Origin of the sequence: Paenibacillus sp. O199 (assembly GCF_001636635.1) — a bacterium.
GTDB classification, from domain to species: domain Bacteria; phylum Bacillota; class Bacilli; order Paenibacillales; family Paenibacillaceae; genus Paenibacillus; species Paenibacillus marchantiae.
This window is the reverse complement of the sequence record NZ_LGRP01000008.1, coordinates 232,907-258,745: the sequence shown is the minus strand read 5'-3', so window position 1 is coordinate 258,745 and position 25,839 is coordinate 232,907. Positions and strand designations below refer to the sequence as shown.

Here is a 25,839-nt window from a genome sequence, read left to right as displayed (position 1 = left end):
TGTGCTCACCGTTCCAATGGTTGAGGTTAACGCGGACTCTGTGCTTCTGGTATGAATATCTGCGATACCAACCGTCAATACTTGAGCTTCGGATGCTGGAACACTTGGTTCTGCCGCTATACGGACAGAGATTGTATCTCCTGCATGTACACTAATGTTATCAACTGAACTATCATCCGCTGTAACTGCATTGTAATTCCCGTTATTTACTTTGTACTCCATTACATCCGTAACACCATTCAATTGCGTAGTGTCGACGTCTGTCCCTGGCAACAAACTTCCCGTTGTGGGTGCTGCTGCTTTCCCTATAACTGTATAGCTCTCGGTCATCACTTCATTATATGTCGTTCCTTTAACGGCAATCGCCTTAATGGTCATATCTTCCGGCACCACGATCGGAGAGACGTATAGTGTACTGTTCAGCGTCGGTTCATCGCCGTTCGTTGTATAATAGATAGATGCATTCGTTGTCCCGCTGCTAAGCGCGATTTGTGATTTCCACGCAACAAGCCCACCTTCAATATCTGCTCTAGGCGTGTCAGCCAGGAACACTTGCAGTTGAGGATAATGCCCCTCTTTGATAAACCACTCATTGTCAAAATCCCAAGTCGAAAATGTGGAAATCGTTTTCATCTCCGCAGTTGTCTTAGGTACACCCTTCCCTGAATTATCCCATTGCCCTGAAACTTCTCGATCATAATAGGTATCCACGTGTACGCTAGCGTTAGGAGCTGGATAAGTACCGCCCACCAACCCACCGGTAGTGTTGCTGCCAGTAATGCTACCTGCAGCATAACTATTTTTGGTCGAACTTTGATATTCAAGCCCTATTAAACCACCTGCTTGTTGAGATGAAGCATGAACTTTAGCTGTAGAATAGCTGTTTACAACCACACCTGTATCTTGATACCCGATCAGGCCCCCTACATAGTTAGCTCCTTTAACTTCACCAGTCACATAACTGTTTGATATTGTTGACTGACTCCTTTGGGCACCTGCTATACCTCCTACAAACATCCCGCTACCAATGATCTCCACATTTTCTAATCCAATATTTTTTATAGAAGAACCCGAAGCCAAGTCTCCAAAGAGACCGATAAAATTATTGTTATTTTTTATTTTCAGTCCCTTGATCGTGTAACCATCACCATCCAAAGTGCCTGAAAAATAAGAAATAGGTGTCCAATATTGACCACCATTATATCCTTCACCCGTTGGAGAAAGGTAGTCCGTTAAATCAATATTATCCCCGAGCTTAAAGTAGCTCCTACCATAACTGCGAATGCTATTTAACTGCTCAGGTGTTGTAATGATATAGGAATCACCTGCCGTTCCCGTTCCGCCACTAAAGCCTGTCGCCGCAAATACCTGCGAAGGATTCACCATAGGTCCAAATAATGAAATCATCATGACCAAACACAGCATTCCAATTAAACCAGTCTTGCTCCTTGCTCTACCTGTTCCTGCCCTCTGTACCATAGAATTTCTTTCACTCCCATTTCATGATATTTGTCATAGCACTTTGTAAAGGCCTATCATAATATTAGGGTTTGAAAAGGAATACTCACTAAAGTTAGTATGATGCAAAAAAAAGTCGAAAAAGCTAATATTAACGCCCCTTATGACGTTAGTATTGGCTTCTACATCGATCTATTCCATACGGTACATCTTCTTAAATAAGTTCTCTTGCTCGTGCAATCGCATGAGCACGACGGTTCACTCCTAATTTTCCATATATACGATAAACATAACTTTTAACGGTTCCTTCAGTTAATCCCAGATGATTAGCAATTTCCTTGTTAGAAAAACCATCCATCAGAACGTGCAAAATCTCTTTTTCTCGTTTCGTAAGTTGCTCAAGCAACTCCGTCCGATCCTCCGTCAATATGGCTGCAAGAGGAGGATCTACATCACTGGAAGCGATTGTAAGTATATGGGATTCCTCCAGTGATTTGAGGTATACCATCCGAGTGATCATCAGATCCAGCATGTCCATTACCTCCTTGGTAAACACACCGGAAATGAAGTTATTTTCCAAATAAAGAACCGATAGCAATGGTTTACCTGGAACAAGAATGGGCATACATAGAGCCGATTTTGACTCAACCCGACGAATATAAGAATCCGCTGCATAGAAGCTGCGCGAAGCATCTGCAAGCATAACCGCTTCGCCCGTTTTGATCACATATCGAGCAATAGACTCCGCGTAGACAATAGCTTCTTGAGCATGCAGCGATCCACCTGCCTGATCCGTAATGGAAAAGCGTCCTTCATTGCTGTTCAGTATATACCCTTTCACCGCGCCTGAATGTCTAATTACGGTTTCGAGGAAACGACAGAGTACCGTTTCGTTGATCTCTGTACTGGACCATTCGGAGATTTGCTGCAATAGCGTCCTCTCGCTTGCGATAATGGGTGTCCTTTCCATCTTCAATGTAACGCCAACCTCTTTCACCATCATCCTGTACGGAGTTACCGGTACACTTGATACTGAACCCAACTCGCGGTAAGTCTCTTTCAGTTCTCTGACCTTGGCAATAGCCCCCCAGCTTGAATAAGCAGCACAAGCATCTGCCATGAGGGTATTTGCTCCAATTGAACTGCCCGCTTCTCTATAGAAAATCGCAGCCCGTTCTAACGAGATACCCTCCATTAAAGAATGACTCTCTAATCGCGCAGTACGAATCGCTTCATCATAGCCTTTCGTCGCAGCTGCCCGATGCCCATTAATCCGCTTGAGTTCGGCAGTGACGAGTAGATAAGCTGAAGATTGATTCCCATAATACCCTGTCCAATTCTTCATTGAATGCAACAGTTTAGTAAGCTTGGAACGGATATGTTCACGCTCCTCTTCCAGCGAATCATCATACATAGCAGCAAGAGTTAACGAGTGATAGATGTGCTGCTTGCGAACTTGCATCCGTGTCTGCCTAAACGTGTTGAACCGCCCTTCCTCTACCCAGTCAATCGCGTCATGATACCGTCCTTCCAGATAAGCAATTTCAATCTGGCAGGTACAGAGATAATACACGTCATTATTCAGTGTCTCCTCTGAACGGCTATTCTTTAAAGGCAGAACGACTTTATCGCTTTCTTCAACCTCCCCCTGTAATTTCGCGATATACCACCTTGCGATCCGGAATATGCTGTGAGTTTCCTCATCTACAAGCATCTGAGAAATTTCTTCATACATCGAAATACGTGCAGTCAATGCATACAAATCACCGATATGCGTTGTCACACTCGTCAACATCGAAATACTTACATAAGTCAGATTGGCAGATTCCATCCCATAGTGCATCGATTTCTCTAAATGCTTAAAGCCTTCATTCGGATTCTGTTGAAGCCTCGCAAGCCCTCCGATGTAGTTCAGCCGACACTGCAAGTCCATACTATCGAATGAGGCAGATAAAAGGATAGCTGTGTCAATATAATGAAGTCCGGTACGAGACAGAGAGATTTTATTTCTAAGAATAACCAAGCCATACCCAGCCAGTATAAACGCAAAAGCTTCGTTGTTCCCATGCCTCAGACCATACCGAATAAATCTTGAGAATAACATGGCAGTTAACTCCAGACTTATAGTAAAGACGGACGTTGATATCGCCATGATAAGATCAGATAACGCTTTATAATGTGGGTTACGATTTATGGGTAAGTGAGCGAGATTTTTACGGTTGTTATGCAACGCTATTTGCGTCAGCATCACTTCTTTGACGATTACTGCTTTATGAGGTTTGAGCGGTAGTTTCCAACCGAATTCCTCCAGCGCTTGCCGCCCGATCTGTACGGCCATATCATTTTTCTTAAGATAACTATACATACCAATCCGTATCAGATAGATCTGCGAGCGTTCAACCAAGTCTGTTGTACAGTGCATTAACCGGTTGAGCAATTCTTCCGCAGCAGCCTGGCGACCGCACATATATTCACATTCTGGCATCTCTAGCAGCAAACGATAGACCAGTGAATCTGTTCTCTTCTCGTCATCCTTCACAAGTCGTAATCCCACTTCGAAATAGTGCAGGGCGGCTGCATATGCAGTCGCAGCTTTCGATTTCAGACCTGCCTGAAGATTGTATTCAGCCAATTCGTTTCTCTCTGACTCCTCCACCATATCGTCCATACCTAGATTTAAATGGTACACCATATCGAAAATAGCATCTTCCTGTTGGGCCGATGAATTAGTACGCAGCACGCGTCCAATCTTCAGATGCAGGGCTGCTTTCGCTGATTTTGGAACAGACATATAAGCAGCCTGCTGTACCCTGTCATGTAGAAACCTATAATAACTCTCTTCCGTTTCATGGGCATCATACTCTCGGTACAATAAACCCTCTTCCTCGAAAAATTGTAAACACTGTCGTGTATAGGTAACGGAACGGCCACTTACCAGAGCGAGCGTTGAAGGAGGAAAGCGATGACCAATAGCCGCTGCAATAACAAGCAACTCCATCTGGTCTGTCGGTAGCTTCCGTATACGTTCACCAATGAAATGAAGAACACCCGGGTCTGAAGGTATCTGTGATACTATAGCTTCTTCCCAAGTCCACATGGATGATTCCTCATCGAAATAGATCTTTCTTTCCCTATACAGGCTATCTAGTAGACGGTGTAAAAATAAAGGGTTCCCACCCGTTCGATGATATAACGACTCCGCAAGCAAGCGAATCCTAACCGTGTTTTCATTCAAGATCTGTGATACAAATCGTCTAACTTCATTATAAGACAGGGGGGATAATGCAATATGCTGGAACGAAATCGGAGTATAACTTCCTTTCAAGGCAAGAACGTTTTCAATCCATACGGTTGCTGCAGCTTCGGGATCTACGCTACTTATTCCTTCTGGCATGGCTTCCTCACGGAAAGTCCCTATGATGAATAAACCCTGCAATACCTTATCATGTACAATGGTACGAAGGACTTCCAAAGTAGCTGAATCGGCCCATTGGAGATCATCCAGAAATAGAACAAGTGAATGTTCTCTGTCTATAAATGCTTTTATAAATATAGGAAGCAGACGGTGGAGTCGAATCGTTGCCTCAGCAGGTGGGAGGGATTCCACAGCAGGAGTCTCGCCAAGTAGGGTTTGTACTTCCGGAAGGAGTGCTGCAAGAACACCTGCGCCCTGCCCTAGTACTTTTGCTAATCTGGTCTTCACCATATTCAGTCGCTCAGGTGTTTCACCCAACGTGTGCTTAATCAACTTTTGAAGAACCTGAAGCATGGGTGAGAAGGGAACATCGTGATTCTTCGGTTCACATTTCGCCTCCATGAACAGACCACATTCTTGTATATGTTGCATTTGAAATTGTCGGATGAGTGCCGTTTTCCCATTTCCCGCTTGACCGCTAACCAACATCAACACCGATTCTCCAGAACGAACCTGATCATGTGCCTCGCGAAGCTTCTCTTCTTCCCTCTCACGACCAAAAAGTGTTCTGGGCAGCCGAAAACGGCTTGCTTCATCTGCACGCGAAATGTCAAAAGATGAGATATGACCTTCTTTCATTAGTAAAGAAAGACATGTTTTCAGATCCACCAACAGACTATACGTGCTCTGATACCTCGCCTCTGTCGACTTTGACAACAGCTTCATAATGATCGCTTCCAGCGATTCTGAAAGCTCTGGACGCAGCTCTCTCAGCGCTGTGGGAACAATAGCTAGATGGGCATATATGTAATCTTCAACACTCTCGGCCTGAAACGGTACTTTCCCTGTGAGCATTTCATAATAGATCATGCCCAACACATATAAATCACTTCGCTCATCCGGCAAACGGTGCAGTCTCCCCGTTTGCTCTGGTGAGATATAGACATAATCCGTCTCATGATTTTCTTGAACCACAGCTGAGAGGGTTTCCAAATCAATCCGTATATGAGCGGGATTCAAATTCCCCAGGTCAGAGCCTCGCTTATGTGCCGCATGAACCTGTTCCGTAATAGATATAGCCATATGTAAAAACGTCTGAACGAGTACTGGGGTCTCATCGAGCCATTCCTTTAGGGTCATTCTGTCTGCCTGCACCAAGTCTTCAATTCCCCCATCTGATTTTTAAAACTACTGAATCATTCCATGATTCTATATTTCGTCTTATTCTATCATGAAGTATCCATTATGGATTGCAAAATCTTTGCATCATTCGTGATGAGTGATTATCTCGATCATAATCAGGTACAAAAAGATTCATCCGTGGATATAGAAATCTCATCATAATATCACACTCATTAACTAGGGTATATTTTCAAGCTGATTATATGGGACAAAATTTATAGATATATTGAAGTGTCAATTTTGACTCCCGCGACGCTCTTCGATAGCCCGGTCTGGAGGAACCGATTGATGCCAAGGCAGGACAACGTGGGCTTCTTTATGCTGTCATTATATCCATGTAGAATTTTAGATGCTTAAATTTCCGACTTCTGTAACGTTCAGATTCAGCTTATGTTTTCGGCATACTTCGTAAAAATCTTTTGAAACAATGGGTTTGAAGATATTTATAAAATCCAGCATAAAAAATTCATGCTCGCCAATTCGCTCTTCATGAAGGCAGATTCGAGCTACAACTTTGACGATCTTACGTGGAGGCTGTTGTACAGATGCAGCAATGACCGTTTTGCGTCCATATTCCGAACGTTCATAATCGAAAACATCCAAACGATCAAGCTGATGTGCAGTCCAATAGGTTTTTTCAACCGAACGACCGTCGTGGTAACACACCGTTGTCGGAATAAACTGTGTATTTGTTTTAGTTTCCTCCAACAGCGTTTTAAAACGATCTGATACGTGTCTCGTTCCTGTGATCGTCTCAAAATAATCTACATTCAGGTTGCGCACCGTAGACAGTAACTCAACATCTGCCGTTGTCCCCTCTGGCAGCGGATTCTCTATCGCCAAATAATTCATATCTAATTCGGGAGTGAAGGTCGTTCCGCCACTAAAAAACCCTCGACGTGGATATTGAGATTCCAGAAAATAATAGTTCATAGAATGATATCTCCTTTCCGAATTAAGTGCTTTTCAATCAATTATACGGGTCAAAAGAATTAAGCAGCTATGCACTATGTAATATAGAGTACATCTGTCATGTGGCGATGTACTCTTTTATTTTTCGTATAGTCCTAAAATCGGGAGAGTCGACAAGGGTCTAATTCACTTCTTGATTCCCGATCGATGATTTCACTTGCAGCCAGACGTGCAATCAGTGGCGCCAGCGTAATTGCAGAATGCATCACGGTTAGATAAAGTCCCTTTACGTGATCTTGGAAACCCACAATCGGATAGCCGTCTTCAGGCATTGGTCTCAACCCGACCTTTATGCTTTCCAGTTCCAGTTGATTCCCATCTTTCAGACTGCGACGCAACGTGTCGAACGCTCGCTTACCAACTGCCTCTGGTCCGTTTTCCTGCGACTCGTCGATATAATCTTCAGCAGCCAGCAGCGTATAATCGGTCAGTTGACGCGCTTCAAATTGTGCATTTGAGATTAATGTACGTATCAGTCTATTTGTAGTTTTCATCCGAATCAGAATGGAAGGCGACGACGTTACTGGCACCAGACAACCTAACGGGTTGCAAAGTTCGGGGACGCCTGCACCTGCGGCCAATACCACGACATCCGACTCCAGAAAACCGTTGGACGTATGCACGCCGACCAAGCGGGAACCTTCTTGCTGAAGCTGTGTAACGTTGGTATCGAACTGAACCTTTGCTCCGTACTCCCTCGCTTTGTTCAACAACAGCTCGGTTACCCCTATGGGGTCTACCGCACCTTCTTCGCTGACATACATCGCTTCGTCCGGATAGTCCAGCAGATTCGGCTCCAATGCCTCAAGCTGCTCCCGGTTTAATTTTTGAAAGTGGGGTTGCTCCCTTAGGGGTGGAGTGTCCCAAGTTAGCGCTCCATGCCAATGAATTTTCAGCTCGGGTAACTCTTGCTGAAGCGTATGATATTCTTCCAAAGATGCATCGTACAAATGCCAGTAATCGGGAGCCACCCTATGAGTAGTATGTATCCAGGCAAACGATTTTTCCGTGACTTCACGCGCCGCTGCAGGATGTCGTTCAATAACGGTTACATCTTGATTTCGTTTGGCCAGATGATAGGCCATGGATGCCCCAACAATCCCTGCGCCAATAATCACGATTTTTTGTTTATTCAATAATGACTCCTCCTTTTTCACCCTATTGTAACATAGGCGTTAATGAGTTCAGGCTCTATTCACCTTATCCAACAGAAAGATGATTCTCCAATTAATCCACGGTTTTAAGCAAGCTATCCACAATAAAGTCAAGCTGTTTGTCTAGCGAATATATATCATTGTAGAAAAATAAACCAAAGCTCATATCAATCAGACGTCCTTCTTTGACTGCTGGGAGGTTGTTCCAAATGGTATTGTTAGAAAGATCTATCATTCCTTCAAAGCTAGAACGGAATATATAATCACCTACATATTCATGTAATACTTCATAAGAAACGTCCTTGCTAGTCGCATCGTTCCTTGCGTTTTCAATTTCGCGTTGCAAAACTTCAGGTGCTTTCATCCCTAAATATTGATAAATAATCTGCGAACCCCGTCCATAACCCAAGCCTGTCATTACAGCCATAGAACCTTTGTTGCTTTCCATAATAGTCGCGGTTTTATCCAAAATACCTGCTTGTTTAAGTTTTTCCTTACTTTGCTCAACCTTTTTGCGAAAGTTATCCAGCATTTCCTGAGCTTGTCCCTCTTTACCTAGAATTTCACCAAGCAATTTCATACGTTCTTCTACTGGCAGATCATAAGGAATGTATACTGTAGGGGCAATTTTTTTGAGCCCCTCATATATTTCTTCATTGGTAACGATAATGAGATCGGGATTAAGCGCAGTTACTGCTTCCGGGTCTGGTTTGAATGCACCCAAGGAGGTAACACCATCCAGTTCGCTCGCAAAAGCTGCTCCTTCTTCTACAGAAGAGATCCCAACAGGATTTACACCTAATGCAAGTAAATCACCCATTAAATACAGGACAACTATTCGTTGTGGATTAACCGGCACTTCAATATCCCCTTTTATGGTGGTTACGGTCTTCGTTTGAGATGTTGTAGCTGTAGGATTGGAGCTGTTGGCCTCTACCTGGTTCGTTGACTTTCCGGTGCCTTCATTTGCTGAAGGACTCCCTGCCCCACCAGTTGAACACGCGCTGAGCAATAGGGTTAAACAAAGTAATAATGTGATAGCTAAGGGTGTCTTTCTACTTCTGTACATCAATAATTCCTCCTCAAACATATGCTGATTATGATAATCATTATCAATATATAAGGAAGTCTCATCCTCTACAATACCTAATCGTGCCACTGTGGATGGTACATTAGGACTTGCATGCTGCTTTCGATAACGAATGGGTGCAATACCCATATATTTTTTGAACATTTTAGCTAGATAATATCCATCCGGATAACCAACAGCCTTGGCAATTTCTTGTAAAGTAGCATTTGTAGCAAGCAGCAGTTCCTTCGCTTTGTTCATACGGATTTGAATGACAAAATCAATTGGACTATGACCTGTCTGGCGTTTGAATAGTCTTGATAAATGTCTTGGACTGGTGTCCATGAGCTCTGCTAACAGGTCCATTGTAATGGGTTCAGCATAGTGTTCCTGCATATAGTATTTCATTTGTGCAATCAGGTCTGGCTTTATTGTAGGTACGCGTCGATTGTGGATTTGCCATAGCAACTCGTATACAAATTGATAAAATAATGACTTTACATGGAACTGTTCCAATGGTCCTTGCTCTTCCCATGCTGTCATCATGTATTGTACTTTGTCCGACAAGGAAACAGGATGATCTGGTGCAAAGCCATATTGAAGCCGGAAGGGATTACGGTGTTCCATCATGTCCAGAATGTCTTGACGTTCAGGAAGTGGGATGCTGGCTTTGTAATAAATCATATAATAATCAAGGACTTCTTCAACAGGCAAAATATTCAGGCAACAGCCCTTTCCACCATGCAAAATATGGAATCGTGTGACTTGATGATCATTTCCATCCAGCTGCATAACTGCATTGCCACGCACCGTGTATAAGAAGCAGCTAGCAGGGAACCGGTAGGCGTGAAGGTCCTCCTTCATTTGCATCGTGATATGGCGAATATCCATTATTTTAATAGATGCCTTGTTCCATAGTAAAAGATGTTCATTTAAATGTAAGATGGCTTTTCAGCTCCTCAAATGCAGTAAGTATATTATTATTATTATTATAACTATAACTCTCAACGATCGTAGTATGAGGTCGAAAAATAAACCTTGATGTAGTTGGGTAGGTACACCTCTCCCCAGGACATTATAATCATTCCACGAATATGTAAAGTACAGCGAAAATTTACAAATAGCTAAAATGAATCGTTTTGGTTTAATCTGAGTATTTATTCGGAAGGGGAGTTGAGTATGGAATTTATTTACGAAGATGAACGACTTGCAGTGATCGTTGTCCAAGCGATTCACACTGGGGATATTCCATCGCTAAGGAGACTACTCGCAGAAAATTCAGGGTTGGCCATGACAAGAATTATTGAAAGAGATTCTAGCAACGAAGGTGAGAGTTCTAGCATATCTCGAACGCTGTTGCATGTGGTGACAGACTGGCCAGGTCACTTCCCACATGGATCGGATACCGTAAAGTTATTAGTTGAGTTCGGTGCAGAAGTGAACAGTCGCTTCATGGGTTCGAACAACGAGACACCACTTCATTGGGCTGCGAGCTCAGATGACATTAACGTGCTTGACGCGCTTCTTGATGTTGGCGCCGATATCGAAGCGTCCGGTGCAGTGATCGCCGGTGGCACGCCACTGGACGACGCAGTAGCATTCGCTCAGTGGCGTGCAGCACGTCGATTGGTTGAACGGGGAGCGATTATTGCACTTTGGCATGCGGCTGCGCTTGGACAGATCGACGCAATAAAGGCCCATTTTAAAGGGGACAAGCTTCCTGAGCGCTATCCTTGGGGAGCAAGCAGCTCTTTTCCTCCCGACAAGGTTACCATCGCCTTCTGGTGCGCTTGCCACGGAGGACAACGACAATCAGCACAATATCTCCTTGAACAAGGTGCCGAACTGAACTGGATATCCACCTGGGATGGGTTAACACCACTGGACACAGCAAAACGTAGTTTTTCTCATGAACTAATTCAGTGGCTTGACCGTCAAGGCGCTAAATCTGCAAGCGAACTGGATTGATATTTGGGGTTACAGCAGTTAAGGTCTACCTTGCTCATAGACATATCGGATATAATCTTGTGCACTTTGGTTAATTTCTTCATCGGTTGCTTGGAATGAGGCACCGAAGACTGCAAAATACGGTAAGGCTACGGCGCCAACATGATTTATGCTGGCTTTGAAAGGCGTGACTACCTCATCTAAGGTAAAAGATACTGAACCCTCCCTCGTGTAATTTTCCTTCTTATCGCCAATGGACATGGCCAAGCCCATCTTTTTCCCATGCAGTTTGTTACCTGTTGATCCATACGCCCATCCATAAGTAAAAACATCATCTAGCCACTTTTTTAGCAAAGGCGGATAGCTGTACCAATATAACGGAAACTGCAAAATAATATGATCATATGCTTCGAGTAACTTCTGTTCTCTGGACACATCGATGTTCCAATCAGGATATGCTTTATAAATCTCATGGATTGTAATCTCGCTCGAGTGTTGCAGCAGCTCCTCTTTCCAGCGTTGATTTACTCTTGAAACCTCTATATTGGGATGCGCCAGAATGACGAGTGTTCTCATATTTACATTCCTTTCTCGGTTCAGTTTCAGACTTCTTTTTCGAATATGGCCATTATCATATAAGCCTGAAAAAAAGAAAATACACACCCGAAAGTAAGATGGTTACTTCAAAGTGTGTATGGACTTCATCAGCCATATTGTGAGAGAATAAATAGTTATAGCACATCAACAAGATGTAACATGAACGAGGTGATATGTCATGAAGCAATATAACCTGGGAATCGAAGCGACACTCGAAATTATTGGCGGCAAATGGAAAGCGCTAATCATATGTTTATTAATGTCTGGCGTGAAAAGGACAGGCGAATTACAGCGCAGTATAGACGGTATCTCGCAAAAGGTCCTGATCCAGCAATTACGTGAGCTTGAGAAGGACGGCCTTGTCAGAAGACATGTTTACCAACAGATGCCGCCCAAAGTCGAATACAGCCTTACAGAGTATGGAGTTACCGCCAACAAGATTGTGGATGTGATGTGCACATGGGGGCGGGAAAATATAGCATTAAGGCAACAACAAGGAGAAGAAATTATACTATTGGAAAATAAAGAGCCTGCTCTTTGAGCTGGTAACCATAGAACGACACTTTGAAAAGAAGGTGACTAGAATTGAAAAACTATCTTGTATTTGGTGCTAGCAAAGGATTAGGAGATGCATTTGTCAGGGGTGTGCCCGAGCAAGGCGATAAAGTCTGGGTCGTGTCTCGCACGAAACCCGACAACTTGAAGCTGGACGATGGCGTAGAACGCATATGGATACAGGCAGATCTGTCTGATCTCCATGCATCCAAACAGATCTGCGATGCGCTTCAGAACGAGACTTTGGATGTTCTCATTTACAATGTGGGCATTTGGGAAAAAGAGGGGTTCGAGGACCACTATACGTTCGATAAGGACACCCCCGCCGACATCAGTAATCTGATTCATGTGAATGTAACATCCACTATTGTGTGCATTCAGGCCTTATTACCCCACCTCAGGAAATCAACAGCAGGCAAAATCATTCTTATTGGCTCGACTGCGGGTCTGAGCAATGCGAACAGCACTCAGGTATCTTTTGTGGCCTCCAAATTTGCCATTCGTGGGGTTACAGAAGCCTTGAGAGAACATACAAGAAAAGACCGGATCGCGGTTACGTGTATCAACCCGGGGGAACTCGCAGCCGAAGTTCCATATAAAGATGGCATTGACCGCGCTCTTTCCGAATATAATGGTACACGCATCCCTCTTCAGGATATGGTTTCTATCGTAAAATGCATCGTCAGCCTGTCCAATGCAGCCTGTGTAAAAGAAATTAACATTCCGGCAATTACGGATTTGAACGCTTAATTAAAATTCAAAACGGATTATTAAATCTCCGTGAGAACCAGAGACAAACAAACATTAAGAGCGCGTTTGAAACGTGCTCTTTGTGCTGCAATAAGGTAGTTAACATTTTATAAAATGGACTAAAAGATGCTTAAATTCACTTCATTTTAAAAAAACGTCACTATACTTTAGTCCTGTCCTTACTGGGCTAGGGTCTTGGACAAAGACTGGGCTTGAGTTTGTTCTGATTATGGTAAATCCACTGCTATACTGCAAAGCGATATACATATTATGATAAAAGGAGCTATCACAATGAGAACAAATTTCAGCACCATGCCCAGCACGAGTTCAGAGGAGGAAAAAGTCCAAAAAGCCAGGCGAGGACTGCTCGTTTTCTTTGCCATGCTCATCCCGCTCTCCATCCTTAGTTATGTATTGATCATGAAAGCACCGATTTTCGGTCTGCTCCTCATGTGGACACCTGGCTTGTCCTCCATCTTCGCCCGTATCGTACTGCGTGAAGGCATCTCGGATATTTCCTTGCGGATTGGTGGGAAGCAGACAGTGAAGTCATTGCCTTTCATCTTGCTTTTTCCAGTTGTTATTGGTTTATTTGCTTATGGAATCGCATGGATTACGGGGCTAGTTCAGTATGTTACACCGGACTCATTCATTGAAGGCCCATCTGGTGTTATCCTTGCAGGAACGATACTTTTTCAAATGTTTGCGGGTACTGCAATCGGTATAATCAGCAGTTCAGGAGAGGAGCTCGGCTGGAGAGGCTATATGCTCACTCGTCTAATCAACGCCCGTGTACCTAGACCCGTGCTGACGAGCGGAATTATTTGGGGGGTATGGCACCTTCCCGTAATGCTTTTTGCAAATTATTATTCCGGTCCATATCCTGCCTTATCGGTTATCCTGTTTATGATTTCAGTGACCTCTTTCAGTTATCTGATCAGCCGCTTGCGCTTAACAACGGGCAGCATATGGCCTGCGATTCTCCTCCATGCATGTTGGAATGCCGTGATTCAGGATGCCTTTGATATATCTTCCAGTGGCAAGAACGTTCTGCTATGGACTGGAGAATCCGGAATATTAGTGGCTCTCGCCTTGCTGATTGCAGCATGGTTGATGTCGAGAAAGCCTCTTGTCATAAGGCAGCTATAAACTATTGCTATAGGTGAGGATATATAAAACTTTTTGAGAAGACGACGTTGTTGTAGTCTAGTTAGCCAACGGGTTATGGCCCATTATCCTAATAACGTCTTTGCACAAGAAGCGAGTGACGGAATTCGAAGCTAAGTGAACGTGTTGTCTAGAGAAGAACATCAAAGTCTTAAAATTGACAAAAGCCCGCAAAGTAGCGGGCTTTTCGATTTTCCGTCATTGGATCCTGGCTTTCAGACTAGGTCGCTTGTAAGAATAAAGGCTGGCAAATACATGCAAGCTTTTGTGCTTTTGTGCTTTTAACAGTTTGAGTTTTTGTGCTTTTGGATATGTTTCATTACCCTATTGAACAGCTCATCATTGAAAAGTCACTTTGATGCTGTCATGCACTCCACCAGTGCCCGCAGTGAGTAATCGGAGGTGGAACACAGCAGAATGCATGCGGCTGTCTGTGGCAGTGCGGTGTCATCATAGGGATTGCGCAGCACCAGATTTAGCAGTGGCTTAACCGCAGCCAAAGCCTCAGCCAGATCCAGCTGGCCTGTGAATAGATGGGCATTAAGGGTGCCCTGGATAACGACATCCGCATTAGAAGCTTGCAGTACCAGGGACTTTATCTGCTCGGCATCCGGCTTCATTGCGCAGTAGCGCGTTTGCACAGCCAAGCCTTCATCCCTCAATAGGGAGGCTAACCTGATCTGCGCAGAACCACTATTATCGGCCTGGGTCAGCTGCTCCTGCAGCGGCAATATAAGCAAATATTTCAGCGAATCCTTGAGTGGCACCAGGCCCTGTGGGTCCCGGCTAACTTTCACGGTCATACGAGCCAGCTTCAGTGCCGCCTCTTCCCACTGCTCTCTAGGAATCGGCTGTGCAGCCGCCTGGTACTGCCGGAATTGGTCATACAGCTGCCGAATACGAAGAACCGACTCGTCGATTTGCTCCTCATTGATTCTCCCATCCCGTACAGCTGACAGAATACCCGCGATGACCTGGCTCTGAAACTCCGGCGTATGGCACATCAGAATCATATCGTTCCCCGCCTGAACGGCCAGAACCCCTACCTCTTCCGGGCTGAAATTTTTGCGAATTGCCCCCATTTCGATATCATCCGTGCAGATCACCCCCGTAAAGCCCAACTGCTTCCGCAGCAGTTCCGTGGCAAAAAAAGGACTGAGTGAGGCCGGAAGTCCGCCCGATTCCGGAATGTTAGGAAACACCAGATGACCCATCATGATTGAATCCACACCGGCTTGAATTGCTTCAACAAAGGGAAGCAACGGACCCTCCATCAACTGTTCAATCGTCAGCTCACACTCGGGCAGGACAATATGCGAGTCTCCGCTCACTTGCCCGTGGCCGGGAAAATGCTTTGCCGTCACGGCTACACCTGCTTCATGCATCCCCTGAATATAGGCGCGGCCGAATTGGGCCACCAGCTGCGGGTCCTCTCCGAAGGAGCGAACACCCACAACCGGATTATCTATATTCGTGTTCACATCTAGCACTGGTGCCCAGTTCATGGGAATACCAAGGGAGTGCAGCTCACTGCCGATGATTTTACCGAGCAAACGGGCGGCTTCCGGATCTTCACTTAACCCCGCTGCCCTGTTGCCAGGGACGTAGGGAAAAAAGGACTTAAACTTGGATAGGGTTCCACCCTCTTCATCTACTGAAACGTAATAAGGCAGAGGACTACCACTCTCTCTAGCTATGTTCTTTACTTCAGCAAGTAGCGCATGTGTCTGCTGCTCGCTCTCAATATTATGGGGGAAGATGCCGATACCCCCGAATCGGTGCTGTGCCATTCTGCCGCGAAACTCCGGCTCGGCCCCAGTCGATGGTGTGCCTACTACGCACATCAGGGCTATTTTGTCTTCCAGACTCAATGCCGTCAGATCAGTTTGTGTATGGATTGCGTTCAGACCCAGTTCTTGATAGAGCGTGCGCTCCAGATAATCATGCAGATAGAACCTCGATTTCACAAAATGCTCCGCCATATCAGAGGGCTGGTAACGCTCCAGCGCAGCCTTCATCCGAGGCAGGACACCCTCACGTCCACGGCGGTTTCTCGTATAATTGTTATGGAGTGAGCGCCACTCCGCATCGTCTCCGGGATACAGCTCCCAGCGGTAGGCATACTTATGGATCGCCCGCGAACGATCTGTCGCCACCTCAAAATTATGCATGATCGCAATCAGTTCCGCTTCTTCCTTGTGCTCGCGCACTTCGTCCATCAGCTTCCAGATCACATCATAATAATCCTCCATCCTGTAATTGCCGAGAAGGTTATGTCCGGTAACAGGATCAATGCCATGAAACCGTTCCAGAAATCGGTCGATAAAGGTTGCGGTATCTGCCTTGCGGTTCCAGGCCAAATCCGCATGCAGCAGCATGGGGTACCAGGTGGTTTCGAAAATACCATACGGAACACCGAGGCTGAAAGGCCCCGTCCAGTTGGTAGCCACAACACAGCCAATATCCAGCTTGTCGCCCGTCTCTGCCCACTGAAGCAAGTTGTCTGTCCGGTTCAGCAGTACCGGATAATTCTGATGCTCAGCCCAATCAAAGCTGCGGACTGCTGGCGCCCCCATAACTTCAATGCCGAGCGCCCTGAATTTATTGGCATGCGAAGTAACTTCCGCTTCGATATTGCGCCCGTTGTAGATCCAGATCATGGCGACACTTCGCTGATCCAGCTTAGCCAGTTCCTCTGGCGGGCATTTATCCAGCATGTCATGCCAGAAAATCGGCTGTTTTCCCCGTTCTGCCGTAAATGCAATCAGACGGTTCACAAAGGCGATAAAAGCTCGTTCACGCACGCCTCCAAACTCAATTTTGCAGCGTTCGCACTCGCATAGGCTGTAGACCTCGTCACACCCGAGATGGATATAACGCGAATCTGGATGAGCCTCGATCATCTCCTCAAGTAAGGTGGTTATCAATCCAAAGGTTTCCGGATGCGATGGGCAGATCTCCCCAGTAGACTGCTCTGTCTCGCGAAGATGCCGCCAACCTTCGTGGCGTAATACATATTCCAGATGTCCAAAGCTCTGCTGGAGCGGAATAATCTCTATAAAGTGCTCGTGGGCGTTCAGCTTTAGTTCTTCCAGCTGTGAACGACTTAACGCATGCTGTGGATGTGCGAACTCGGGATGCGACTGAAATGGGAACTTATCCTCGTATTCAATCAAAATTGCGTTCGTCTTATAACAGGCGAATTCAGCTAAATAATCCGTCAACAGTTCCGGCTTCGAGAACGTCTGACGCAGGTCAAAGTTCATTGCCCGCATAGGTGTATCCGGCCAGTCGGTTATGGACACCGCCGGGATAACCCCATCGGGTCCATTCAGTTGTACCAATGTCTGCAATCCATAAAATAGACCCGCCGCATCCAGTGCGTAGACTTCAGCCCTTCCGGCCGACACCTCCAGCTTATACCCTTGTGGACGTCCGTCCAACCCAGTCAGATCCGTTCTGTCTTGTTGAGTAAACGAACTGAAACTAGGGATGGTCGGGCTCTTCTGTTGTGTTCCCAGGACTTCATGAATGGCGGGGGCTCCATGTTCCTCATCGACTACCTGCTGCGTTTCCTGCCCTGAGAGACTTTCGATTATTAACAAATAACCCTTTTCTATTCTGGAGCATGTATATTCCATCCCCGGAAATGCCCGGCGACAATGAATTTCCAATCTGGGATCATCCTGTTCCATGAAAAGACCCCATCTTTCCTCGCCATTCAGTCGCAAGGCTTCTCCTTCGCTCGATGCAATTTGCTTCGGTTGTGGTATCAAGCTTGGCATCGCTCTCCTCCTATTCTTGGCTCTGTGGACTGATCCGGCCATTCTTCCAGCACTGCAAGACACTTAACTTTCCACCATCAATGTTGAAGCTAACGATATCCGCAGGTGCTCCGACCTCAAGTCCGGCAGCCTGTTCAAGCCCAAGCAGCCGGGCCGGATGCACCGATGCACAGTCCCAGGCATCGGGAAGCCCGCACAACCCCGCTTCCACAAGATATCCCACCTGATTAGGCAGCATCATCGCCGAGCCAGCCAACAGCTCAGGCTGGCCGGCGAGGTGCAGCCGACCTTCCGCCGTCAATACCACATCACCACCAATATGCAGGTGGTAGGAACCTGGTGGCATACCGCTCAGCGAGACGGCATCACTGACCAGTATGGCGCGGTTCCGTTTCATCCGGAGAATTACTGCTAGCACGGACAGCGGAAGATGATGACCATCCGCTATCATGCACCCATACAGCTCATCGGCCGCCAGCTGTTCCCACAGGTAGTTCGGATGACGCGGAAGCATCAGGTGTGCACCATTACCAAGATGTGTAGACATCACCGCTCCTGCGGAGACCGCTTCCCTGATCTGCTCTGGCGTTGCTGCCGTATGTCCAATCGAGACAAGAATGCCGGATTCGCAGCACCGGGCAATAAATGAAGCTGAACCAGGCCACTCGGGTGAAAGGGTAATAATGCGAATTAATCCATCGGCGGCATCCTGCCAACGGCTGAGCGCCTCCCAATCAGGGGGAACAATATGCTGCTTTGGGTGGGCGCCGCGTGGGCCATCCTCCGGCGAGAGGAATGGACCTTCCAGATGAATGCCCACAATTCCCTCGGCCGCATCCCGGTTCAGCCGAACGGCTTTTGCAATGATGGAAGCCGCCTCAGCCAACCTTACGGAACTGTTCGTAATCAACGTCGGGCAAAAGCTTGTAACACCTTGACTTTTCAGCTTCCGGGTCAGCTGCACTACCGTATCTGGACATAGCGGGGCTGTGTTCAGAGCCAGCCCCCATCCGCCGTTCACCTGTAAATCCACCAGTCCAGGCGCAAGCCAGGGCAGGCAATCTCCGGGAGGCGACATTTCAAGTTCAGTAACAGCAGTGATACGTCCCTCTCTGATCCCGACCTCAATGGGCAACCCTGTTCTGTAGTGCTTCCCGATTATTGACACGCTCACAGGCCGTAGGCTTCCCGGTCTGTGAACATCGTGATTCCGGGATGGGTACGCAGGATGGTGGCAGGACACGCCGTGCTGATCGGATCATGTAAAGCTGCCGCAAGTGCACGCCGTTTGGATCCCCCTGGCACAATTGCGAACAGATCCCTTCCAGCCATCAACGTTGGCACAGTCAGGGTCAACGCCTCCGCAGGCACATCATCCAGATGGGCAAAGCAGCCATCGTTCACCTGCTGACGGCGACAAGCTTCGTCCAGTTTTACCGCTTTGACGATCCTCGAGTCTTTAAAATCGGCAACAGGCGGATCATTGAAGGCGATATGCCCATTTTCTCCGATCCCGAGGCAGACGATATCAATAGGAGCCGCACGCAGCAGTTCCCCATATCTCTGACACTCCTGCTCCACATCTTGTAGCCCATCCAACAGCTCCACCCGCCCAGGCTGCACCCGATTGAACAGCCGATCCGTTAAATATTGGCCAAACCGCTGGGAAGCCGTATCCGCCAGCCCCATATATTCATCCATATGAAAGGCACAGACCCTTGACCAATCAATACCTTGCTCCCGTACCAGACCTTCATACAATTCGTTTTGCGAAGGAGCAGCAGCGAACACCATGCGTACCTGACGCTCCGAATCCTGAAGCAGCTGTCTTAATCTGGCCCCAACCGCAGCTGCAGCCGCTGCCCCCATCTGATTCCGATCAGCATAAACCTGCACAGACATATGCTCAACGATATGAGTCTTGAGCGGTTCCACCAAGTCATTCACATTCATGTGCTTCCTCCTCCTTCAAGCCATTTCTCGTCTACTTGTTCAGTGGCTGACATTCAACATCAGCAGCGTTGTATGCGGCGAATCATGACCTACTGCGTAGTAATAGCCGTTGTAACGGATTCTGCGAGGTTCAAAACCAACCTGTCTGCCCGGTCCCACCGCTTCCGAGACAAGCGTCACGCTCCCATCCACTCCGGTTGTCCCGCTGGTGTAACGCCCCGCAGAATAAGTAAATCTCCCCTCGACTTTCGCCCCCGCAAGTACCGCGCCTGTATCATAATCTCTGACCTTCAGAGTGACAGATACCCCTGATCCCCCATAGACCAGATTCATGTCCGTTACAATCAGTGGCTTCAATGGGGTGCTACCAGTGGTCGCCGACACTTCATCGGTGAGAGGCCCGATATTGCCACGTAGATCACGCGCCGCAATACGATAATAGTATGTCGTATCCGGTAGCAGTCCCTTGTCCTGGTAATTCAGGGCGCGGGCGAGTCCAACGATATCCGCAGCGACAGGCGTGAACCCCTGCACGGTACTTCGGTATATCACATAGCGTTCCACTTCCATGTTATCCGAAGCCATTCCATAATTCAGATGTACAGTCTGATAATCAGTCGCCTCAATGGAAGGAACCCCTGAAAGGGCGGAAGGAGCTTCCTGATCATCCGGCGCTGTCCAAACTACACCGCCCGGCCCCCAATAAGAAGGAAGTGCCCGGTAGGAATCATAGTGATGGACGGCAATACCGCCAAAGGCGCTGCTCTGCCCGTAAGCTGCATATACCTTATCCAGCTCGGCTTCCATGTGGATACGCCCCTCCTCCCAGAAGGTAATGGTCTCCGGGTCTCCGCTATTGGCGATATCCAGCGTTTCCACACCAATCACCACGGAATTCGGCTTGCCGATCTGATTCGCGTAAGCCAGCTCTCCAGCAGCCCCGGCAATAATGCCAGCGGAGCCATCCGCCGTATCCCGGTAATCCATAATGGAGATATAGTCTGATATATCCTGAACATGCTCAGAAAGCCATTTGCTGGAGCCATTCCATGAAATATTCGCTGCTTGATCCGAAGTGTCATACCACTTGGGCACAGCAGGACCGAACGGAAGCCAAATACCTGCGGTATCCCGGCGATCAATCATCTTTTGCAGGCCATCCAGGTATTCCTTCTGCAGGAAATGACTTGGGTCTTTAAAGTCGGGAGAGATATAAGGCTCAATATCCACATTGATGCCGTCAAACTTCTCCGTATCCCCCGCTGCAAGATTGTAATTAATCACCTGCTCCATTTCCTGCACAGCATGATGGTGATATTTCTCGTAAGCGCCCATATAGGCCGGTGTAGTGCCGCCTGCAATTAACGCATGCACCTGCAAATTTTTGCTGTGCGCCCAACTCACGAAAGAGCGCAACTCCACTTCCTGGGCTTCCAGTGCATCGTATCCGGCATAACCGCCTACTGCAAGATAAAGCGTCTGGACTGGTGTTTGGCCAAATGTCTGCGTATCGGTGATGAATGACTCCAGCACCTGGCGCGATCCAGGGTTCAGCAGCAGCTTATAACTCTCCGGTTCCCAGATCCACATGGCCCGCTCCTGTACAGGAAGAGGAACGGCAGACTCATGCGTCCCGGTTCCAACCTGAGCATACACCGTCGGGCTATAACCGTAACGCTCCGGTGTGCTGGCCGCTCTGGCCTCCAGACTGACCGTGCGATCGCCAAGACCCGCCGTGTCCCAGGTGTATACATATGCAGGGCCTTGCTGAACAGCTTCCTCCCATGGCCCGCGGTTCACCCGAACCTCTACCAGCATGATCGGAAGTGGAGAGCTGGTCTCGACAGAGATCTCCACCTGGCCGCTAAGAGAAACGCCCTCAGATGGTCCCGTGATGGTTACTACAGGAACAGCACCTGCCGGGTTATTAACGGTAAGGGTGGCAGGCGCTCCCCACACCCCGTAACGGGTGGACGTATCCAGTCCACGAACCACCAGTTCCACAGCCCCGTTATAGGCTGAGGTATCCAGCATATAAGACCATGTGCCGCTGTCATCCCCATCTGGATCATTTAATACCACTTCGAATTGAGCCGTTCCGTCCACAAACAGTCGAATGTCATACAGGTCGGTATAACTGCCCCCAATTTCCACCAGCCCTCCATCCGACACATAACCACCCGCAGGCGCATCTATTGAAATTGAACCCGCCGCTTCTGCCTTGCCAGGGACAGCTATTCCAATCGTCACCATACAGATCAACAGAAACAATCCCAGTTTGAATCCGGAGTACACACGCAGATGCTGCTTTTTCATAAGCGAAGCCTCCTTTTGCCATTCTGTAATGGTCTAGGATTCCTGTGCCGTACATTCGCTCATTTCGCGCTCAGCTGAACATTCTGAACACGGTCATACGCTTCCTTATAGGCGTTCAGCAGCTTATCTACCCCAAGATTGTTGATTTCCTCTACATACTTCTCCCAATCCGCCAGACTCCGGGAACCCGTAACAAATTTGGCAAAGCTCTCGTCACGGTGCTTCTTGATCGCTTGACCGGTAATGGATATGACCTCATTTTCCACTTCTGTAAAAGCGGGTCTTGGCTGCATTGCGGGAGGATCATATTTGACCGCTTCTTCATAGGCATGCTTCAGATCGTCCGAGAACAGTGACAAATGCGCGTTGAAATCAATCCAGGTATAGGTCCCGCTGGTCTGAAGCCCTGTCTGCTTGCGCATTTCAATGACATCGTTATACTCCGGCTTGAACTTGATCGTATCGCCTTCCTTTATAAAGGTCTCGCCCTCTACCCCCCAGCTACTGAGTGTACGTCCTTCCTCGGAATAGAAAAAGTCCATGTACTTCATCACATCATCAATGTTCTTGGAGGTCGAGGCCACCGTCAATCCGCCTTCCATATAATGAAAATATGGATTCAGCTGTGTGCCCCCTGAAATGCCTGCTGGAGGGGCCAGAAACTGCATGTTGAACTCCGGATTCTCCTGCTGCATGGCATTGTTAAAGAAATCAATCCGGCTAATATAATCAATGGTCACGAATGATTTACCGGTAGAGACCATATCCTGCCACTGCTTGGTTTGCAATGATAAGAAATCGGGTGGGACCAACCCTTCATCGTAAAAGCTTTTCCACATCCCTACCATAGCCTTGTAGTTATCTTCAGTCGGTCCATAACGCCATTGCTTCTGGTCAAAATCATAGTAGGCACCCTCACCCGTTCCGTAGTTCACCGTCATATTGGCATTCATCTCATCCGGGATCTGACCGTAGCGAATCGAGAGCGGGTAACTGTCCGGGTATTTCTCCTTCAGCGTCTTAAGCGCCGCATGCAACTCTTCATAAGTTGTTGGAACCTGAATGCCTTCCTTGTCAAAAACATCCTTGCGGTACATCCAGATCATACGATTCGTCTCGCCGAAGCCCTGATTGGGGAACATATACATTTTACCGTCGGCGGACAGGGCAGCCTTCGCTTCCTCGGGATATTGCTTCATCCATGCCTTCAGATTCGGCATACTGTCCATATACTGCATCAGATCCACTAGTGCGCCCTGTTGACCAAACTTATTCGAATCCTTGCGATTGGGCATATACATCAGATCAGGCAGCGTTTTGGAGGCAATCGCCAGGTTCAGGCTCTCATCCAGCTTGCCGGAAGGTGTCTGCACTTCCAGCGTGACGCCCGTCTTTTCCTTCAACCAGCTCCAAATGGGCCAGCTCTTGGAATAAGGAAAAGTGGCATTGTTGTCCAGCAGGGCCGTGAAGGTCTTTCCCGCCCCGGTGGAGTTATCGGTTATTCCGGTACCGTTTCCTTTGGTATCTGTTTGCGGGTCGGCACCCTTGCCGCCACTGCACCCTGCCACCATCGTTACTGCAATCAGCAGGGGAAGTATTACCGATTTCCATTTGCCCATAAGCTTCTCTCCCTTAATCTGAATTCGCGGTGCACTTCTTGCCTCACTTAACCTTTGACAGCACCAACCATGGCTCCTTTGACGAAATACTTCTGTACGAACGGATAGATGACCAGAATCGGCAGGGTTGAGACCATAATGGTCGCATACTTGAGCGATTCCTCCACCACCAGATTATCTCCCCCAATGGACGTTACGTCGCCTGAGCTTGCGCTGCCGGCCAACACGAGATTACGCAGCAGCACCTGGAGCGGAAACAAATCGGGAGACCGTAGATAGAGCAGCGGAAAGATAAAGTTGTTCCACATACCCACGGCATAGAACAGGGCAATCGTGGCAAAGGATGCCTTGGACAGCGGCACAATAATACGAATGAAGATTCCAATATCGTTCAAACCGTCCATTCGGCCCGATTCCTCCAGCTCTTTGGGGATGCCTGAGAAGAATGTGCGCATCAGAATGAGGTTCCAGGTGCTGACTGCCCCCGGGAGAACCATGCCCCATACCGTGTCCACCAGATTCAGAGAACGGACCACCAGGAAGGTCGGGATCATCCCGCCGCTGAAGAACATCGTAATTACAATCAAGACCGTGAAGCTATTACGCAGTGCCATGTCTTTTCTGGACAAAGCGTAGGCTCCGGTGGAGGTGACCACCAGTGAGATCAGTGTGCCAAGCACGGTGTAAATGATCGTATTTCGGTAAGCCGTCCAGATTTGCGGATCGCCCAGCACCAATTTGTACATGCTCAGATTAAAGCCCTTGGGCCAGAAGGAAATATTGTTTTGGATGACGTTTACGTTGCTGCTGAAGGAAACCGCCAGCATATGAAGGAACGGATAGAGTGTAACCACCACAACGAACAGCAGGATCAGCGATGCCACAACGTTAAACCAGGAAAATCGGAGTGAGTTCACGCCACACCTCTTTCTACCATAGACTGGTCTCACTTAATCGGCGGCTGAGCCAGTTGGCCGTATAGATGAAAATCAGACTGATGACACCCATGAACAAATCAATGGACGCACCATAGCTGAAATTCCCCTGTACCATGCCCACCCTGTAAACATACGTGCTGATAATATCCGCTGTATCGTAGATCGCCGGATTCTGCATCAGGAAGACTTTCTCGAATCCGATTTCCAGCACTTTGCCGATATTTAGAATCAGTGTAATGACGATCGCGGGAGATATACCGGGTAGTGTGACATGCCAGATTTTGCGCAATCGGCTTGCCCCGTCCATATCTGCGGCTTCATACAACTGCGGATCGATGGCCGTTAGCGCGGCCAGATAAATAATGGTCTCCCAGCCGATATGTTGCCAGATTTCCGACAGGACGTAGATGCCCCTGAACAGCCCGGGCTCATTCATGAAATTGATCGGTCCAATGCCGATACCTGCCAGCAAATTGTTAATGAGCCCTCCGGTTGGGGACAGGAACATAATCACCATACTCGCCACGATTACATTCGAGATGAAATGCGGCAGATAGCTGACCGTCTGTACAAAACGCTTGAATGCTGCCCTTCGCACCTCATTCAGCAGAATGGCCAGCAAGATTGGGGCTGGAAAGCCGAACACCAGCTTATACAGTCCCAGCAGAAACGTATTCTTCATCAGCGGCCAAAAATCAGGATTCTCCAGAAACATCCGGTAATATTTGAATCCCACCCAATCACTGGCCCAAATTCCTTTAAACAGATTGTAATCCTTGAACGTGATGACCAGACCAAACATCGGCGCATAGCGGAAGATCAAATAATACAGGAGGCATGGCAGGAATAGCAGCCATAGCGCCTTGTTCCTGTTCCAGGTTCTGATCAAACGCGACTTCCGCCGAGGCGGCCGGTGCGCTTCTTTTTGCGGTTTGCTTTGCATTACGCTAGCATCAGCCATC

The 25,839-nt window shown here is 47.5% G+C and carries 17 protein-coding genes; 4 read left to right on the top strand and 13 right to left on the bottom strand.

Annotated features, from left to right (window positions below):
• The 5 genes from A6049_RS33745 to A6049_RS15060 form a co-directional block, all read right to left on the bottom strand.
• A partial coding sequence (locus tag A6049_RS33745) for a chitobiase/beta-hexosaminidase C-terminal domain-containing protein (protein ID WP_205412017.1) occupies positions 1–1,479 on the bottom strand: 1,479 nt, incomplete at its 3' end.
• Positions 1,480–1,672: 193 nt separating this feature from the next.
• On the bottom strand, positions 1,673–6,028 hold the full coding sequence (locus tag A6049_RS15075) for an AAA family ATPase (RefSeq protein WP_240321447.1): 4,356 nt from the start codon (positions 6,026–6,028) through the stop codon (positions 1,673–1,675).
• A 372-nt stretch (positions 6,029–6,400) separates the two neighbouring features.
• Positions 6,401–6,988: an imm11 family protein gene (locus tag A6049_RS15070; RefSeq protein ID WP_063565434.1), complete on the bottom strand. Its 588-nt coding sequence runs from the start codon at positions 6,986–6,988 to the stop codon at positions 6,401–6,403.
• Positions 6,989–7,122: 134 nt separating this feature from the next.
• Positions 7,123–8,184, bottom strand: coding sequence for an NAD(P)/FAD-dependent oxidoreductase (locus A6049_RS15065; RefSeq protein ID WP_275078637.1), 1,062 nt, complete (start codon positions 8,182–8,184; stop codon positions 7,123–7,125).
• Between the two features lie 70 nt (positions 8,185–8,254).
• The gene (locus A6049_RS15060) at positions 8,255–10,042 is read right to left on the bottom strand and encodes an AraC family transcriptional regulator (protein ID WP_162842443.1); all 1,788 of its coding nucleotides are present in this window, start codon (positions 10,040–10,042) and stop codon (positions 8,255–8,257) included.
• Positions 10,043–10,429: 387 nt separating this feature from the next.
• Between A6049_RS15060 and A6049_RS15055 the strand changes: the two genes are divergently transcribed.
• A complete protein-coding gene (locus A6049_RS15055; protein WP_063565431.1) occupies positions 10,430–11,218 on the top strand; it encodes an ankyrin repeat domain-containing protein in 789 nt (262 codons plus the stop codon).
• An 18-nt stretch (positions 11,219–11,236) separates the two neighbouring features.
• Here the strand turns inward: A6049_RS15055 and A6049_RS15050 are convergent, their stop codons facing one another.
• The gene (locus A6049_RS15050; protein WP_063565430.1) at positions 11,237–11,773 is read right to left on the bottom strand and encodes an NAD(P)H-dependent oxidoreductase; all 537 of its coding nucleotides are present in this window, start codon (positions 11,771–11,773) and stop codon (positions 11,237–11,239) included.
• A 199-nt stretch (positions 11,774–11,972) separates the two neighbouring features.
• Between A6049_RS15050 and A6049_RS15045 the strand changes: the two genes are divergently transcribed.
• From A6049_RS15045 to A6049_RS15035, 3 genes are all read left to right on the top strand, one after another.
• Positions 11,973–12,335: a winged helix-turn-helix transcriptional regulator gene (locus tag A6049_RS15045; RefSeq protein ID WP_063565429.1), complete on the top strand. Its 363-nt coding sequence runs from the start codon at positions 11,973–11,975 to the stop codon at positions 12,333–12,335.
• A 44-nt stretch (positions 12,336–12,379) separates the two neighbouring features.
• On the top strand, positions 12,380–13,099 hold the full coding sequence (locus tag A6049_RS15040) for an SDR family NAD(P)-dependent oxidoreductase (RefSeq protein WP_063565428.1): 720 nt from the start codon (positions 12,380–12,382) through the stop codon (positions 13,097–13,099).
• A 291-nt stretch (positions 13,100–13,390) separates the two neighbouring features.
• Complete coding sequence (locus tag A6049_RS15035; RefSeq protein WP_063565427.1) at positions 13,391–14,248, top strand: type II CAAX endopeptidase family protein; 858 nt, start codon at positions 13,391–13,393, stop codon at positions 14,246–14,248.
• 368 nt (positions 14,249–14,616) lie between these two features.
• On the opposite strand, the gene nagZ is transcribed toward A6049_RS15035, so the two are convergent.
• The 7 genes from nagZ to A6049_RS15000 are packed head-to-tail and all read right to left on the bottom strand — an operon-like array spanning position 14,617 to position 25,838.
• Positions 14,617–18,051 (bottom strand): beta-N-acetylhexosaminidase, encoded by a 3,435-nt coding sequence (gene nagZ, locus A6049_RS34080; protein WP_240321429.1) that lies wholly within the window; start codon positions 18,049–18,051, stop codon positions 14,617–14,619.
• A 10-nt stretch (positions 18,052–18,061) separates the two neighbouring features.
• Entirely contained in the window at positions 18,062–19,225 is a 1,164-nt protein-coding gene (locus tag A6049_RS15025) for an N-acetylglucosamine-6-phosphate deacetylase (RefSeq protein ID WP_063565426.1), read from the bottom strand.
• Positions 19,222–20,004, bottom strand: coding sequence for a glucosamine-6-phosphate deaminase (locus A6049_RS15020; RefSeq protein ID WP_063565425.1), 783 nt, complete (start codon positions 20,002–20,004; stop codon positions 19,222–19,224). Before A6049_RS15020 ends, A6049_RS15025 begins: the two co-directional genes overlap by 4 nt.
• Before the next feature lie 39 nt (positions 20,005–20,043).
• A complete protein-coding gene (locus A6049_RS15015) occupies positions 20,044–22,320 on the bottom strand; it encodes an Ig-like domain-containing protein (protein ID WP_063565424.1) in 2,277 nt (758 codons plus the stop codon).
• Positions 22,321–22,379: 59 nt separating this feature from the next.
• Positions 22,380–23,939, bottom strand: a complete 1,560-nt coding sequence (locus A6049_RS15010; protein ID WP_063565423.1) for an extracellular solute-binding protein — start codon at positions 23,937–23,939, stop codon at positions 22,380–22,382.
• 47 nt (positions 23,940–23,986) lie between these two features.
• Positions 23,987–24,856, bottom strand: a complete 870-nt coding sequence (locus tag A6049_RS15005; RefSeq protein WP_063565422.1) for a carbohydrate ABC transporter permease — start codon at positions 24,854–24,856, stop codon at positions 23,987–23,989.
• A gap of 13 nt (positions 24,857–24,869) precedes the next feature.
• Positions 24,870–25,838 carry an ABC transporter permease gene (locus A6049_RS15000; RefSeq protein ID WP_079696277.1) on the bottom strand — a complete coding sequence of 323 codons (969 nt, stop codon included), beginning with the start codon at positions 25,836–25,838 and terminating at the stop codon, positions 24,870–24,872.
• Between the last annotated feature and the right edge of the window lies 1 nt (position 25,839).

Bases quoted from the DNA above. Each gene is read 5' to 3' on its own strand.
- A6049_RS15070 (WP_063565434.1), bottom strand. From the start codon at position 6,988: ATGAACTATTATTTTCTGGAATCTCAATATCCACGTCGAGGGTTTTTT.
- A6049_RS15060 (WP_162842443.1), bottom strand. From the start codon at position 10,042: ATGCAGCTGGATGGAAATGATCATCAAGTCACACGATTCCATATTTTG.
- A6049_RS15055 (WP_063565431.1), top strand. From the start codon at position 10,430: ATGGAATTTATTTACGAAGATGAACGACTTGCAGTGATCGTTGTCCAA.
- A6049_RS15050 (WP_063565430.1), bottom strand. From the start codon at position 11,773: ATGAGAACACTCGTCATTCTGGCGCATCCCAATATAGAGGTTTCAAGA.
- A6049_RS15045 (WP_063565429.1), top strand. From the start codon at position 11,973: ATGAAGCAATATAACCTGGGAATCGAAGCGACACTCGAAATTATTGGC.
- A6049_RS15035 (WP_063565427.1), top strand. From the start codon at position 13,391: ATGAGAACAAATTTCAGCACCATGCCCAGCACGAGTTCAGAGGAGGAA.
- nagZ (WP_240321429.1), bottom strand. From the start codon at position 18,051: ATGCCAAGCTTGATACCACAACCGAAGCAAATTGCATCGAGCGAAGGA.
- A6049_RS15020 (WP_063565425.1), bottom strand. From the start codon at position 20,004: ATGAATGTGAATGACTTGGTGGAACCGCTCAAGACTCATATCGTTGAG.
- A6049_RS15015 (WP_063565424.1), bottom strand. From the start codon at position 22,320: ATGAAAAAGCAGCATCTGCGTGTGTACTCCGGATTCAAACTGGGATTG.
- A6049_RS15010 (WP_063565423.1), bottom strand. From the start codon at position 23,939: ATGGGCAAATGGAAATCGGTAATACTTCCCCTGCTGATTGCAGTAACG.
- A6049_RS15000 (WP_079696277.1), bottom strand. From the start codon at position 25,838: ATGGCTGATGCTAGCGTAATGCAAAGCAAACCGCAAAAAGAAGCGCAC.